17 protein-coding genes and 1 pseudogene are annotated in these 13998 nt (G+C 60.3%); 8 read left to right on the forward strand and 10 right to left on the reverse strand.

Going from position 1 to position 13998, the window contains the following annotated elements:
- Nucleotides 1-93: 93 nt before the first annotated feature.
- The 4 genes from KBZ07_RS07740 to KBZ07_RS07755 all read right to left on the reverse strand — a co-directional run bounded on the left by KBZ07_RS07740 (nt 94) and on the right by KBZ07_RS07755 (nt 2926).
- A complete protein-coding gene (locus KBZ07_RS07740) occupies nt 94-312 on the reverse strand; it encodes a hypothetical protein (RefSeq protein ID WP_197150178.1) in 219 nt (72 codons plus the stop codon).
- Nucleotides 313-438: 126 nt separating this feature from the next.
- Nucleotides 439-1569, reverse strand: a complete 1131-nt coding sequence (locus tag KBZ07_RS07745) for a cell wall metabolism sensor histidine kinase WalK (protein WP_254931070.1) — start codon at nt 1567-1569, stop codon at nt 439-441.
- Nucleotides 1562-2254, reverse strand: coding sequence for a response regulator transcription factor (locus KBZ07_RS07750; protein WP_197150181.1), 693 nt, complete (start codon nt 2252-2254; stop codon nt 1562-1564). Before KBZ07_RS07750 ends, KBZ07_RS07745 begins: the two co-directional genes overlap by 8 nt.
- 36 nt (nt 2255-2290) lie before the next feature.
- Nucleotides 2291-2926: a Crp/Fnr family transcriptional regulator gene (locus KBZ07_RS07755; protein WP_254931071.1), complete on the reverse strand. Its 636-nt coding sequence runs from the start codon at nt 2924-2926 to the stop codon at nt 2291-2293.
- A 125-nt stretch (nt 2927-3051) separates the two neighbouring features.
- Here KBZ07_RS07755 and KBZ07_RS07760 point away from each other — a divergent pair, with 125 nt between their 5' ends.
- A complete protein-coding gene (locus KBZ07_RS07760; protein ID WP_254931072.1) occupies nt 3052-4659 on the forward strand; it encodes an NCS2 family permease in 1608 nt (535 codons plus the stop codon).
- A gap of 33 nt (nt 4660-4692) precedes the next feature.
- On the opposite strand, the gene KBZ07_RS07765 is transcribed toward KBZ07_RS07760, so the two are convergent.
- From KBZ07_RS07765 to KBZ07_RS07785, 5 genes are read right to left on the reverse strand one after another with little or no spacing between them, the layout of a single operon-like run.
- Nucleotides 4693-5418 (reverse strand): hypothetical protein, encoded by a 726-nt coding sequence (locus tag KBZ07_RS07765; RefSeq protein WP_254931073.1) that lies wholly within the window; start codon nt 5416-5418, stop codon nt 4693-4695.
- Entirely contained in the window at nt 5378-5743 is a 366-nt protein-coding gene (locus tag KBZ07_RS07770) for a hypothetical protein (RefSeq protein ID WP_254931074.1), read from the reverse strand. The genes KBZ07_RS07765 and KBZ07_RS07770 overlap by 41 nt, the downstream gene beginning before the upstream one ends.
- The gene (locus KBZ07_RS07775; protein WP_254931075.1) at nt 5740-6126 is read right to left on the reverse strand and encodes a hypothetical protein; all 387 of its coding nucleotides are present in this window, start codon (nt 6124-6126) and stop codon (nt 5740-5742) included. The genes KBZ07_RS07770 and KBZ07_RS07775 overlap by 4 nt, the downstream gene beginning before the upstream one ends.
- Nucleotides 6123-6611 (reverse strand): MotA/TolQ/ExbB proton channel family protein, encoded by a 489-nt coding sequence (locus KBZ07_RS07780; RefSeq protein WP_254931076.1) that lies wholly within the window; start codon nt 6609-6611, stop codon nt 6123-6125. Before KBZ07_RS07780 ends, KBZ07_RS07775 begins: the two co-directional genes overlap by 4 nt.
- A gap of 23 nt (nt 6612-6634) precedes the next feature.
- Nucleotides 6635-6976, reverse strand: coding sequence for an ArsR/SmtB family transcription factor (locus KBZ07_RS07785; RefSeq protein WP_396123496.1), 342 nt, complete (start codon nt 6974-6976; stop codon nt 6635-6637).
- Nucleotides 6977-7418: 442 nt separating this feature from the next.
- Here KBZ07_RS07785 and KBZ07_RS07790 point away from each other — a divergent pair, with 442 nt between their 5' ends.
- The 3 genes from KBZ07_RS07790 to KBZ07_RS07800 all read left to right on the forward strand — a co-directional run bounded on the left by KBZ07_RS07790 (nt 7419) and on the right by KBZ07_RS07800 (nt 8784).
- Nucleotides 7419-7850, forward strand: coding sequence for an NAD-dependent epimerase/dehydratase family protein (locus tag KBZ07_RS07790; protein ID WP_254931077.1), 432 nt, complete (start codon nt 7419-7421; stop codon nt 7848-7850).
- Nucleotides 7792-8448 carry an NAD-dependent epimerase/dehydratase family protein gene (locus KBZ07_RS07795; protein WP_254931078.1) on the forward strand — a complete coding sequence of 219 codons (657 nt, stop codon included), beginning with the start codon at nt 7792-7794 and terminating at the stop codon, nt 8446-8448. The genes KBZ07_RS07790 and KBZ07_RS07795 overlap by 59 nt, the downstream gene beginning before the upstream one ends.
- 201 nt (nt 8449-8649) lie before the next feature.
- The gene (locus KBZ07_RS07800; protein WP_254931079.1) at nt 8650-8784 is read left to right on the forward strand and encodes a hypothetical protein; all 135 of its coding nucleotides are present in this window, start codon (nt 8650-8652) and stop codon (nt 8782-8784) included.
- 84 nt (nt 8785-8868) lie between these two features.
- Here the strand turns inward: KBZ07_RS07800 and KBZ07_RS07805 are convergent, their stop codons facing one another.
- The gene (locus KBZ07_RS07805; protein WP_254931080.1) at nt 8869-11742 is read right to left on the reverse strand and encodes a chemotaxis protein CheB; all 2874 of its coding nucleotides are present in this window, start codon (nt 11740-11742) and stop codon (nt 8869-8871) included.
- Nucleotides 11743-11991: 249 nt separating this feature from the next.
- Between KBZ07_RS07805 and KBZ07_RS07810 the strand changes: the two genes are divergently transcribed.
- The 4 genes and pseudogenes from KBZ07_RS07810 (at nt 11992) to KBZ07_RS07825 (ending at nt 13916) form a co-directional block, all read left to right on the forward strand.
- Complete coding sequence (locus KBZ07_RS07810) at nt 11992-12159, forward strand: ribbon-helix-helix domain-containing protein (protein WP_254931081.1); 168 nt, start codon at nt 11992-11994, stop codon at nt 12157-12159.
- A 511-nt stretch (nt 12160-12670) separates the two neighbouring features.
- Nucleotides 12671-13258 carry an AraC family transcriptional regulator gene (locus KBZ07_RS07815; RefSeq protein WP_254931082.1) on the forward strand — a complete coding sequence of 196 codons (588 nt, stop codon included), beginning with the start codon at nt 12671-12673 and terminating at the stop codon, nt 13256-13258.
- Nucleotides 13259-13564: 306 nt separating this feature from the next.
- A pseudogene (locus KBZ07_RS16295) lies at nt 13565-13666 on the forward strand (hypothetical protein); the annotation flags it as partial.
- A 22-nt stretch (nt 13667-13688) separates the two neighbouring features.
- The gene (locus tag KBZ07_RS07825) at nt 13689-13916 is read left to right on the forward strand and encodes an Hsp20/alpha crystallin family protein (RefSeq protein ID WP_254931083.1); all 228 of its coding nucleotides are present in this window, start codon (nt 13689-13691) and stop codon (nt 13914-13916) included.
- Nucleotides 13917-13998: the final 82 nt, after the last annotated feature.

Consider the following 13998-nt stretch of genomic DNA (forward strand, 5'->3'; position numbering starts at 1 on the left):
CCAGCAGCTTGAAGTTATTCGCCGCCCGCAGCAGCTCGCCAAATCGCGACATGGACATCAGTTCACGAGGAATGGAGCCAAGCCGGAATTGATTCAGGCCGGCTCCCACTCAATCTTGACGACATCAATGGGCCCACGACCGCCCCGATTGAGCTCATTGGCTGCCCGCAGGGCCGCTTCATGGGTATGAAACAGATAGGCCTCTGTGGTGCTGCCCACGTCCACCAAGCGCTGATCTTCGCCGGCAATCGCCACAAATGTGCAGTCACCAAGGCGCTTAAGTGCATAGCGCTCGGCCTGGGTGCAGTCCATCGGATGGGATGGATCTATCTCGGGAGCCCAGAAATGCATGATCTTCGAATCAATAACAATCAAACTAGCCACCCGTCAATGCGGAATCGACCTCTGCGGGGCCAGTTGGGCGAGAGGCCGTTGCAATTAGCAATGGCCTGGACCAATCACCCCAGGCAGGATAAGTTCCAACTGGGCACCGCCTTGGGGCTGATTACTGGCCTGAATGCGGCCACCGTGGGTAGCAGCAATCTGCTGCACAATCGACAGGCCCAGGCCACTGCCGATGCGTTGACTGCGTGCCCTGGAGGGATCGCCCCGGTAGAAGCGTTCAAACAAATGGGCCAGATCATCTTCGCTGAGGCCCGGGCCCTGGTCTGTTACACCCAACTGGCACCATTCAGCGCGACTGTCGATGCTCACCCGCACCACCCCGCCATCGGGGCTATAGCGAAGGGCATTGTCCAGCAAGTTGAGCAGGGCCCGATGTAGCCGGGAACTGTCACCGCGCAGTTGCAGCTGGGCCGGCGCCTGCAACTCGAGCCGGATTCCGCGCGGGTCGGCCAGGGGGCGCAGGTTGGCCCACACCTGCTGCACCAGGGAGGGCAGGTCCACCAGGCCAGTGCGCTGGGCCGTACCCGGCAGGCTGTTCTCCAGGCGCGAAAGTTCGAGCAGATCGCCAACCAGCTCCTGGAGCCGCAGCAATTCCCGCTGTAAGCGCTCCACCAGTCGCACGTTCTGGCTGGTGACCTGGCCGGCCAGGCTGTCGCCAACCAGCAACAGGGCCGTGAGCGGTGTTTTGAGCTCATGGGCCACATCGCTCACCCAGCGCTCCTGCTGTTGCAGCTGGGCATCGAGGGAACGACGGCTCTGCAGCTGCACCCCGAGCCAGCCAACCCGGCCGGGAACCACCATCACGTCGAGGTCGTGGCTGCCGGTGTGCCATTCCAGTCGCTGGGGCCTGTCCTGGCGGCGGGCGATCCTGATGCTGCCGACCAGGGCGGGGTCGTCACAGATTTCAACGAAGGGCTGCCCCACCAGCAGCCTGCCAGCATCGAGTTGGAGCAGCTCCTCCGCCCTGGGGTTGATGTGGCCGATGTTGCCAGCCTGATCCAGCAGGATCCAGCCGGTAGCTGAGGAATCCAGCCAGCTCAGCAGCTGCCGGGCCCGGGGCAATCGCCGGCTCAGCCCACCGCGTTGGCGCCAGAAAAAGATCAGCAGGCAAGCCAAACAGCCCAGGCCGGCCCCGAGCCCGAAGGCCAGCAGGAAACTAGCCAAAGCGATAGCCAAAGCCCCGCACCGTCACCAGGTGCACCGGAGCCGAGGGGCTGGCTTCAAGCTTTTCGCGCAACCAGCGAATGTGGACGTCGACGGTTTTGCTGTCGCCGAAGTAATCAATTCCCCAGAGTTGCTCCAGCAGCTGGTCGCGGCTCCAGACCCGCCTGGGGTTGAGCATGAACAGCTCCAGCAGGCGGTATTCCTTCGGGGAGAGATTCACCTCCAGGCCATCCCGGGTGACCCGGCACTCCTCCTGGAAGAGGCGGAGGTTGGCATGCTCCAGCACCCGATCTCGGGCGATATGGCTGGTGGAGCGGCGCAGCAGGGCCCGACAACGGGCCACCAGCTCCCGCATGCCAAAGGGCTTGACCAGGTAGTCGTCAGCACCCACCTCCAGGCCCAGCACCCGATCGGTTTCCGTGTCGCGGGCGCTCACCACCAGGATGGGGGTCTGGTTGCTGTGCTGGCGCAGCTGGCGACAGATATCCAGGCCCCCCAGCCCCGGCAGCATCAGATCGAGCACCACCAGATCGAACCCCTTGACATCGGCGGGCCGCTGCAGGAGCTGGAGGGCATCGCGACCGTTGGCGCAGGGCCGCACAACGAAACCCTCCAGTTCAAGGGCCTCACAAATTGTCTCGCGAATCGTTTCGTCGTCTTCGACGACGAGCAAGGAAGGCTGCATGGACCCATTCTCACCGGCCCGGCGCAAAAGCCGGGGTTATCGACGCTTGGGAAGGTGACGCACCACCAGACGCCTCTGGCTATCGATGTGGAGCCAGCCCTCCTCGCGCAGGGTGCCCAGGATGCGGGTCACGGTGACCCGGGTGGTGCTGAGCGCACTGGCGAGCTCCTGATGGGTGAGTTTGATGTCGAGCCGCAGCCCCTCCTCACAGGGTTGGCCGTAGTCGTTGGTGAGCAACTCGAGGAAACCGCGCACCCGCTCCTCAATGCGCCGCAGGCCCAGCAGGGCAAGCAGGGCCTCGGACTGGCGGTAGCGAGCGGCCATGCCCTGGAGCAGTCCCATGGCCAGGTGGGGAGAGCGCTGGATTTCCTCACAGCTCACGCAGAGCAGATCCGTACTCACCAGCGTTGTTGCCGAATAGGCATCCACGTTGGTGAGGGGATCGCCAAAAGGTTCGTTGGGGCCCGCCAGGCCAAGCAGGAGCTCGTCGCCGTGGATGGTGATCGCATTGAGCTTGACCATCCCGCGCACCACAAGCCAGATACTGCGCTTGAGCAGGGGCACCTGGCTGCCCGCGGCCAAGTGCACCAGGCTACGTTTCTCGTAGCTGGCCTCGAGCAGCTCGCGGACACTGTCGCTGCGACCCGGCTGGAGGGAAGGCGTAAACACCATCGCGAGCGAGTCCCAGGATTTCCAGAACCCTATGGAACGCCCCGCCCCACCAGGCAAAGGCCCGGTAGTCCCGTGTTTAAGGGTCGGTTAGGGCCCGGCGGGCCGCACTTGCCAATCTGGTGGCCATGAGTAATTCCCTGCCAACTGGCACCGCAAGTGTCAGCGCACCCCGTTGGTTTGTGGCTGGAGACCTGGACGGTTTCCTGGGCCTGGGGCTGGACAACCTGATCCAGATCCTGTTGATCCTGGGTTTATGCCGCGGCGTACTCGGCTATCCAGACACCCTGCTCCTCGGCACAATTTTGCCCGCCACCGGCATCAGCCTGCTGGTGGGGAATGGGGCCTATGCCGTGCAGGCCTACCGGCTGGCCCGCCTGGAGGGCCGCAGCGACCGCACTGCCCTCCCCTACGGCATCAACACGGTGAGCTTGTTTGCCTATGTGTTCCTGGTGATGTTGCCGGTGAAGTTGGCGGCCCTGGCGGCGGGGCTGGATGAGGCCGCTGCCGTGCAGCTTTCCTGGCAGGCGGGCCTGGTGGCCTGCCTGGGCTCGGGCCTGATCGAGGCCAGTGGTGCCTTCTGCGCCCAACTGCTCAGGCGGTGGCTGCCCAGAGCCGCCCTGCTCTCCACCCTGGCGGGGATTGCACTGGGCTACATCGCCCTGGGTTTTCTGTTGCGCACCTATGCCCAACCGGTGGTGGGGCTCACGGTGCTGGCGGTGATTCTGGCCACCTATTACGGCCGGTTGCAGTTGCCGATCCCAGGGGGGCTGCTGGCTGTGCTGGTGGGCATGGCGCTGGCCTGGGGGACAGGCCTAATCAAGCTCGATCCCCAGACCTGGAGCAACCAGCTGGCCCAGGTGGGCCTGCAGCTTCCCCATCTGGAGCTGGGGGCCCTGTGGCAGGCCCGCGGCCAACTGGTGCCCTGGCTTGGGGTCATCGTGCCGATGGGGCTCTTCAACCTGCTCGGCTCGCTGCAGAACATCGAAAGCGCCGAGGCCGCCGGAGATCGCTATCCCGTGCGCAGCTCCATGCTGATCAACGGCATCGGCACGATTGCGGCGGCCGCGCTGGGTTCCTGTTTTCCGACCACGATCTACATCGGCCATCCGGGCTGGAAAGCCATGGGCGCCCGCATCGGCTACTCCTGGCTGAACGGGGTGGTTATGGCCATCGCCTGCCTGCTGGGCCTGTTTGGCGTGGTGTCCCAGCTGGTGCCAATTGAGGCGGGCATGGCAATCGTGCTCTACATCGGCCTGGTGATCGCCGCCCAGGCGTTCCAGGCCACACCCAGTGCCCATGCTCCCGCGGTAGCCCTGGGCCTGCTGCCGGGTCTGGCCGACTGGGGAGCCCTGCTGCTCAAAGCTGGGCTGAGGGCCGGCGGGGCCGGCAGTGGGCTCCAGCCGTTTGGGCCTGCCCTGCTGGAGCCCCTGCGCCAGGCCGACGTGTGGGCGGCGGGCGCCTTTGCCCTCGAACAGGGCCAGATCATCACCGCCATGCTGTTGGCGGCCATGCTCGTCTACGTGATTGAGCAGCGCTTTTTGGCTGCAAGCCTGGCGGCGGCCGTGGCTGCAGGCTTTTCCTGGTTTGGCGTCATCCATGCCTGGCGGTTCACCCAGGCAGACACCGTGCTGCAGGTGGGCTGGGGAGTGGGCTCGCTCTGGGCGGTGGGCTACCTGCTGATGGCGGCGGTGTTTCTGCTGGCCGCCCTGGCCGGACGCCTGCGGCCCCACTGATCTAGAGCCTGTGACGATCCCCAGCCGGCGGGCCTAGGGGGCCTGGCCCCCCCGCAGGATCCAGAGGATCGAGCCCTGGCGCCACAGCAGCCAGAGCTCGTTGCCATGGCGAATTGAGCGGCCGTGCAAGTCGCCGAGGGCCAGGGGCTCGGCGGCCGCGGGAGCCACACTGCGAATCTCAATCCCCTGGGGCTGGGAACCCAGGCCAGCCGGCAGGGGCTGCTCCTTGGCAGCAGCCCAGATCGAGAGCAGGGCCGGCTCCTGGCCCGGAAGCAACCACCACTGGCGCCGCTGCACCGCAACCAGCCCGGCGGAAGCCTCACCGGGCTGGCCCCCCGCGGCCACCTGCCTGGCCAGCAGAAAGGCTTCACCGGGCTGGCGGGGCAGGGGGGAGGACGGGAAGGAGGTCAGAGGTGAGGGCTGGGAGGAGGACTGGGTCGCAGGAGCCGCCTGCCTGCTTGTCGGCGGCGGGACAAGGGCGGCGGGCGGCGGCGGCGGCAGGGCCAGGAGGCCCTGCAGGGGAATGGTGTTCAGGGAGGCCGCCGGTGTAGCCGACGGGGCAGGGCGGCTCCAGCTCAACAGGATCGGGGTGTCATCGACCCGCGCAGGGCGGCGAGGCCGGCGGGCCTCTGGCCAGCCAGCCTGCAGGGCCAGCAGGATCGGCAGCTGCAGGGCCAAGGCAGCCAGCAGGGCGGTACCCCAGCGACGGACCCGGGGGTCAGCCAGCCGCGGCGGCAGGGGCAGGAAGCTGGATTTCAAGGAAGAGGGGCAAGGAGTCGAGCTGGCTGAGGAGACGACGCACCTCAGCCCAGGGGGTATCGGGATCGGGCACGAGCCGCAGGCGAACCGGCCTGCGCCGCCGGACCTGCTCGGCCAGCAGGCCGGGGAGCTCGGCGGCGGCGATGGGTTGGTTCAGCAGCCTCAACTGGCCGTCGGCGGCGACATTGAGACTGATCACTCCCTCAGCCAGGGAGCGCTGCAGCCGCCGTTGCTGGGGCAGCAGCACCAGGCCAAGGGCCAGGCCGCAAAGGGCAGTAGCCAGCAGCCCATGGACTAGGGCCTGGAGCAGCAGGGGCCTGTTCATCGAGCCCCCGGCGGCGCCTCAAACCGAACCGGCAGGGTTGAGTGCTGCTTCAACCAGGCCAGGGAACCTGCCACCTGGGCAACGCTCAGGGCTCCGGAGGGCTGGAAGCGCAGGGCGACAACGCTGCGCGGCCGAGCACTCAGGACCCGGGCCACCATGGTTGGGGTCAGGGGCATGCCGTTGAGGATCCAGATGCCCTGGCCTGTGAGGGCCAAAGCCAGGGTCTCGCCGGGGGCTCCAACGGATTCGGCGGCAGGCCTGGGATCGGGCGCAAGCAGCAGGGCCGGCAGGGCCGCAACGGCAAACAACACCGTGATGGTGCAGGCCGCCAGGGGCACCAGCAGCAGCGTCAGCCAGTTGGCCTCCAGCACTGGCGACTTCATGGCTGAATGCCTGCGCCGAGGCCCAGCTGCCACTGGCGCAGGCCCTGGTTGAGCAGCAACAGGGCCAACGCCACAAAGGTGAGCTGCAATCCCAGCAGGGTGGGCAGCAACACATCGCCGTAGCCAGCCAGGGGTGCGTTGGCCGGCAACAGCAACTGGGGACCCAGTTGCCTCAGCACGGCCATCAGCCCTGACGTGGTTCCAATCAGGCCCAGCAGGGGCGCCAGCACAACGGCCGCCTGCAGCAGGGGTTCACCCCAGGCCATCTGCCTTTCCCAGGATTCGAGCACAGCGCGGCGCGCCTCAGGGGAAGGCGCCTGGGCCATCGCTGCACCGAACTCCCGCCAGGGACGCCGGCCACGGCGCCACCACCGCCACCAGAAAGCGCATCGATCAAAGCCGATGGTGAAAACGGCCAACGACAGCACCAGCAGGGGCAGGGCAACCGGCCCGCAGGCTTTCCCCAGGGAGAGGGCAGATGCCATAGACCAAACAAATCACCGGGAGGTTATGAACTCCCGCATGTCAATGCCGGTATCCGGCTTGCTTGACATGCCAAGGAAGCCAGCCATGCACCCAGCTGGCCAAGCAGCTCAGGCTGGAGCTGGTAATAGGTCCAGCGCCCCTCCTCGCGGGCCTCGATCAGGCCGGCCTCCTTCATCACCTTGAGATGGAAGGACAACTTCGACTGGGCCAGCCCAAGCTCGGCCGTGAGCTCACAGACACAGCGCTCACCACCTCCCAGGGCCTCAACCACCTGGATGCGGATCGGATCTGCCAGGGCCTTGAGCAACTGGCGGGCCTGGCCAGCCGTCAGGGGCATGCAGTGCGGGGAGGGGGCGACGGGCACGGGAGCGAGCCTGGCAGACAGATCAAAGTTAATTGATTAGAAAGTTAATTGGTTAGACACACCGGGCCCACTGCGCAGCACCGATCAACAGGGGGCAAAGTTTCATCTCCATGCACCTTCCCTCAGCCCTAGAGTTTCATATAACATCTCTACCGATAAATTGCCGCATGCAGCAACCTGCGGTGACGTGCAGCAGATTGGCAGCTTGATCGCATAAAAGATTGCAAGGGCAAAAGAAATCCATAGGATTTGGTGGATCAACCACTCAACTTATGCGTATTACAGATCAACTGTTCAAAGACGACGAGCCAACGAAAACCAGGCCCATGGGGAGTCAAATAGTGATCTACCTAGGAAGCAATAGCCACAATGGCGCCACCACCAATTTAATCCTCCCAGCATGGAGTCAATTAGGCGTCCGTAAGAGTGGGGGCAGCTACTGATGACCATCGTGCTCGTCACGGGTGGCGCTGGCTACCTGGGGTCCTCGGTGCTTGCACCCCTAAAACTGGCTGGATACCAGCCAGTCGTATTCGACAACCTCAGCCGCGGCTTTAGCCAGCTGGTGTTACAACACAACGTACCGCTGGTCCTGGGGGACCTGTCCGATCGTTCGCTGCTGCGATCCGTGCTGAAGGCATACCGGGTCGATGCAATTCTCCATTTCGCAGCTCTCGCCAACATGGGTGAATCAAATGAGCAGCCAAATCACTACTACCGGATCAATACGGTCGATGCCCTTGGACTACTCGAAGAGGCAATAGCCTATCGCCCCCCTATCGCCTCCTGCAGTCATTGTCTCATCCAGCTGCGCTGTGTTTGGCATACCACCAGCCTTGCCAATTGCGAAGCTCAGCACCCGAACGCCAATTAATCCGTACGGCCGTAGCAAGCTGGCAATGGAGTGGATGCTTGAAGATCTGGCCCAGCGCTACCGCTTCCCAGCGGTGATCCTGCGCTCCTTCAACGCCGCAGGAGCAGATCCACAAAACGGGTGCGGCGAATGCCGTCAACATGAAACCCATCTGATTCCGCTGGCTATCGAAGCAGCACTGGAAGGAAAACCGTTTATAATTTATGGTGATCATTTCGAGACGCGCGATGGCAGTGCCATTCGCGACTTCACCCATGTGCGGGATCTAGCATCCGCCCATATCGCTGCTCTCGATTACCTGATTGCCGGTGGCGCAAGCACCGATTTCAATCTAGGTACAGGGGTGGGCTATTCGGTGCGTGAGGTTCTCAATTGCGTGGAGCGAGTATGCGGACGGCCGATAATCGTGAAGATCGGCCGCCGGCGCTTGGGCGACCCCCCGGCCCTGGTGGCCGACGCAGCCAAGGCGCGTCAACTTCTGCATTGGCAGCCGCACTATTCCGATCTGGAGCGAATCGTGCGCGATGCACTGAGCTGGGAACAGCAGCGGCAGCGAGTGCCAGGGCTGGGGCGCCTTGCCGCCGCTGGGGTGCAGTAGGTGACCGAATAACTATAAATATGGATTAAATAGGTGAATGCAGCTCATGGCAAAAGGCTAGAAGGAGCCACTCTTTAAACCGTAGCAATCGTCTCACCGGACGCAAAAGTTTCAAAAGTTGAATACAACGGACCAGTGCGTGCTCTCGCATATCCCTGAGCCCCAACAAACTCTCAATCATTCTCAAAAAGAAAACAAACCATGGCCATTCTCAAGATCAAAGGAAAGTGGAATAAAGTGAAGGAAAAAATCAAGCAATCTTACGCTGAACTTTTTGATGACGACCTGATCAACTTTAGGGTCAAGGATGCTGAGGAGCCGAAGCAGAAGCCGTAGCCAATTAACCCTAGTACGGGGGAAAATGCTGTGCCAACTGGCATGATAGACAGGGATTTACTAACCAAAGCAACAGGATATTTTCTAATCCAAGGGGTCGTCAGTGACATCGCTGAGGGTACCCACGAAGTACTGGTCGTCGTTCTCCTCGACGATTCTGCCAACCTCCATGAGAGTCCGCTCCTGCCCATCCCGCCTTGTCAGCCGGTAGGTCACAGACCAACCGGAGCCACCTGCATGGCGCGCCGCAGCCACAACGGCACGATCCGCAGTAAGGATGGCGCCATCAAAGAGATCTGAATTCTGCACGTACTCAGCTGGGGACCAGCCTGTCAACTTTTCGATCTGATGGCTGATGTAGAGGGTCTGCTCCATGGTGTGATCCCGCTTCCAAACAACCTGTTCCAGTCCTTCGGCAAGGCTGGTGAACTCCCGCAACGATGCTTCGGCAGCACGACGCAAAGCGACCTGCTCCGAGACATCTGTATGCGTAATGATTGCGCCCAGGCATCGACCTTCTAGGTTGAGATAGGGCATCACCTGCACCAGGTACGAGATCTCGTCACTGCTGGCTTCAATAGTGCGAAGCACCTCTCCCCTAATCACGGCCAGCAGGTCTTCACGCAAGCTTGGTAGCGGCATGGTTGTGGGAATGACGATTAAGGGTTGGCCGACATCACTTTCCACCAATCCGAACAACCTTGCGGCCAGGGGCGTATAGCGAGTGATACGCAGATTGCCATCGACAATCACCATACCCTGATTCAAAGAGTTCTGAATATTTTCTAGATCAATATTAAGGCGCTCGAGCTCTTCGCTACGGACACGATACTGCTGATTAAGCGTGCCCAGCTCCTCATTAGTAGCCTGCAACTCCTCAAAGGAAGCCTGTAGCTCCTCGTTGGAAGCCTGCAATTCCTCAGACGAGGCCTGGAGTTCTTCAGAGTAACCCTCCAACTCTTCATTAACCTGCTCCAGATCGGCCATGGAGCGACGCAGGGTGTCCTGACTGGAGAGGAGCTCGCGCTCTAGACGTTCGATCTCGCCAGCAAAGCCAGCATCCTGATCTCCACTGCCCAGATCCGAAATGCAGCTCCCCTGATTTGCTTCACTGTTAATGAAGGAAATTATGGTGAGTTTGCGATCACCCACTTGAAAAGGCGCAGCCTCCAGCCGCAGCGGAGTATCCATACCTTTGAGTTGGATGCTGGGACTGCTAGCGACCTTGCCATCAGCGCGTACCAGCAGAAATAGGGCCCTGGCCTCGGTTTGCAGTTCATCACGCAGATAAGCACCGGCGGCAGCCGTCATCCTTCCTTCAGGAATCCGGCAGTATGGTGACACATCTCCAATGATTTCTACTAGATCATGGTTTTCATCCAGCACCAAGGATGGGTGAACAAAGGCACGAAGCAAGGCTTCCAACAGATTGACGTGCTGCTCGGACTCCGGTTCTCGCACCATCGCGAAGGCCTTGGGCGAACGGAGGGACGCCAAATCACGATAAACAGGCATTGCTAGAGCGCCAGGGTTACGGGATCGACCGTCGGGAGTGCGTTCATAAATGCGATGAGTACCATTAACAGCCTTAAAGCAAGATGCACGACCAATTGATTCAGAACTACCAAGAAAAAGGAGCCCCCCGGGGAGCAGCGAGAACCCAAATAAATCAAGCACCTGCTGCTGCAGTGGCGGCGTAAAGTAAATCAAGGTATTGCGACAGGAAATCAGGTCAATATTTGGAAATGGTGGATCATTTGCAACATTATGACGGGCAAAGACAATGCAACTACGCAGGTCCTTATTGATTTCCAGAGTGCCTTCTCCCTGCGTTGTAAAGCGATTTAGCAAATCATTAGAGATCGCTTTTGCTTGGGATATCGGATAAATACCCCGTCTTCCAAATGCAAGACTCTGCTCGTCTAGATCGGTGGCAAAAATCTTGAGCTGCTGGCTAAGGTTGACTGGATGACCCATCACCTTGCTGATGGTCATGCCAATCGAATAGGCCTCTTCACCAGTCGCACAACCAGGCACCCAAACACGGAGCTGATCGTCAGGGGCACGTCTGGTGAAAAATGCTTTCAGACTTGTCTCGAGGGCATCAAAAGCAAGCGGATCTCGGAAGAAGGTGGTCACAGTCACCAGCAAGTTCTGGGCCAAAGCCTTAGCTTCACTGGGATCTGAAACTAACAAGGGCAAATAATCCTCCATAGTGGGGACATCACAGATCGCCATTCGACGCTGGATCTGACGACGCAAGGTTGACTCTTTGTACTTCGAGAAATCGATCCCCGTACATAGCTTCAACTGGGCAGCGGCGCTCGTGAGCAGAAATGGCTCGCTCGGGCATGCCGCATTGCCGTTCCAGACCCCCTTGTGATTGAACCAATGACTCAAACGAATGCCGAGGGTCGCCGCGTCGGCAACCAGATCACTACCTCCCAGGGCAATCGCAGCCCGAGGCATCCCGCCAAAGCGAGCACTTTCTGGGGATTGCACCAAGGTGAGCCCGCCTACGGCACCAACGGCGCGGAGGCCGCGGGCACCATCGGATCCCGTACCCGAAAGCACGACGGCCGCAGCCTGTTCGCCCCAATGGGTCGCCAGTGATTCGAACAGCAGATCAATCGATGGACTGGGACCAAAGCGAAGTTCCGGATCGGTGAGCTTGAGTTTGGACCCATCAACCGTGGCATCGCTGTTGGGGGGGATCACCAACAGCTGGTCGGGGTAGATCGGAGAGCCATCGTGGGCGCCCACCACCTTCAGCTGCGTGCTGCGTGCCAGAAGCTCTACCAACTGGCTGGGATGGTCGGGGGATAGGTGCTGGGCTACCAGGTAGGCAACGTTGCCACCGGGCTGGAGTTGGGAGGCAAGAGCCTGAAGTGCCTCAAGCCCTCCTGCCGAAGCCCCGATTGCCACCACGTGATCGGGGCCAACGGGCAGGCCCCTCATTTAACTTCTCGGCTTTGGCCGCGCCGGCCGGTGGCTTCAAGGGGCACTAGGGGGTACTTTTAAGGTGATTCTTACCTAGGCGGGTAAGAACTTGGCAATTGCTTCACCTAACTTTGCGCGACGATCCCTGTTCGAAAGCTGCAAATCTATCCGAAATATGCAGCATCAACCATACGAGGGCCCAAGGGTCTAGAAATTCGGGGCCACAGGTGCTTTAATTATTCTAGTACATATTTATGGAGCAATCCAATGATCGTCTCTGCCGATTCCATAGCTTTTCGCAAGCCAGTTAGGATTTCGATAACCGTATCCCATTTCACCTGCGCCGAGCTGATGCGTGTTAGCGATGAGCAAGGCAGATCACTCTCTAACTTCGCATCTTTTCTGCTTGAAACCTCTTTAGGCAAATACAATTGATAGAGTCTAGCCGCCTATGGTGACTTCGTCCTCGGCAAATTCGCAGCGAGATTGGGCACTCATTCGCCGCTCCAATCCATTTGCCAATCTGCTGGGACCGCTTCATAAATGCAAGCTGAATGATCATAGTTTTCGTTTTCTCTTTTCACTCGAACGAAAACGAAATAATCAAGCGCCATCGACAGAAATAATCGGCGGAGGCGAGGCCTTCCAGCTGGCCTGGTCAGATCTTGAGGTTTTGGCCTTGGTAGGCCCCCCAGCCAGGGCTGAACTGGGGCCCTCCCCCAGGGTTTCCCTGATCTTTGTCACCGCCGGCAAAGTTTGCCTGTTTCAGGGAAGCAGGCACCTATGCACTGCGGCAGCGGGGAGTTGTTTAATCATTCCGGGAACACCCATTCGATGGGTGAGCACAGCCTGCTCTGTGGTTTGTGTAATGCTCCCCTGGCAGAATCTAGAGGAGATGGCTGCGTCGATAAACTCGAATGGATCGGAGGTCGTTCAGTACCCTCTGATGTTGGAGAATCCAATAAGCTGCAAACCCTCCGATGGCCAGCTCGATGCCCAGCTGCTTTCCCTGCTGGATTGCACTTTACGAACCATCAGCGCCCTGCAGGAATCAAATCCATCCTTAATCAGGCCGCTGGGGCTGGCAGAACAAATTTACCGCCTGATTGCAATCCTGGCATTTCCGAACCTCCGCCAGGTGCCAGATGGAGAGGCCATTCAGCTTGGGGACGACCAGCCTCTCGATTCATTTGATCAACTCATTAACTACATTGCCGCGAACCTGGATAAAACTCTAAGCCTGACCTCGCTTGCTGAACTAAGCAACTATTCAAGGAGGGCACTCCAATACGCATTCCGCGAACGCATGGGCTGTACAGCAACCCAATGGATTCGGGCAAAACGGCTGGACCAGGCCCGTCAACGGTTGCTGAAGAGTTCCCCCAAAGAAACGGTGACTAGCATCGCCTGCGCCTGTGGCTATCGCTCCATGGGGCTGTTTAGCGTTGAGTTTCAACAGCGCTTTCACATCCAGCCCTCGCAGCTGTTGCGGTTAGCTCGATCTGGTCACTCGGCATCAGCCGAACTCATCTGAGCCACCCCCTGCCCCCCTCAGCATGGGCTGGGGAAGAGGCGGCGGCGAGAGGATCAGAAAGCAAGTCTGCTTGGCTGCATCTAATGCGGCAACCTGCGACACATTGATTCGCAGGCGATGCAAGCAGCGCCTAAAATAACTCAGAATTAGGGCAAAGCGTATAAATCGAGCCTAAATCCGTGCCATTACGAAGCAGTTGGCAAGTTCGTTTGGCAAGGCCAGCACGGGCTGTGAAGGGAACCACTCCGATCACCGATTGCCAGCTACCAGTCACCGAGCTCAGAGCAAAAACAAGAGACCCTTTCCATGAATGATCGTTTACGCATTCTTCAGCGCCAACCGCGTCGCATCTCAATCACCCTGAGCTACCACGTTCATGAAGCCCTGCTGAGCCGATCGGAAGAGGAAGGGCGCTCCGTCTCCAACCTGTGTGCCTTTCTGCTGGAGGAAGCGCTGCGGGCCCGACCGCCCTTCCTGCAATTCCAGTCTCCTAACGGCGACGGCCCGCTCCTACGGCAATTTCATCCGCAGCTTCACCCTGCCAAACAACGTGGATAGCCAACACCTGAAGGCCCATTTCCACGATGGACTGCTCGAGGTGGACATACCCAAGACCCCCGAAACCCAGAGCAGCTCGATCACCGTTCCGGTGGATTGAGAGCCGCCAAGCTGCCAGGCTTACGAATGGATCCTACGAGCTGCTGAGCCAAAGAAGCGGAGCGGAAGGCCGCTCGCTCAGC

It is taken from the genome of Cyanobium sp. BA20m-14, assembly GCF_024346295.1.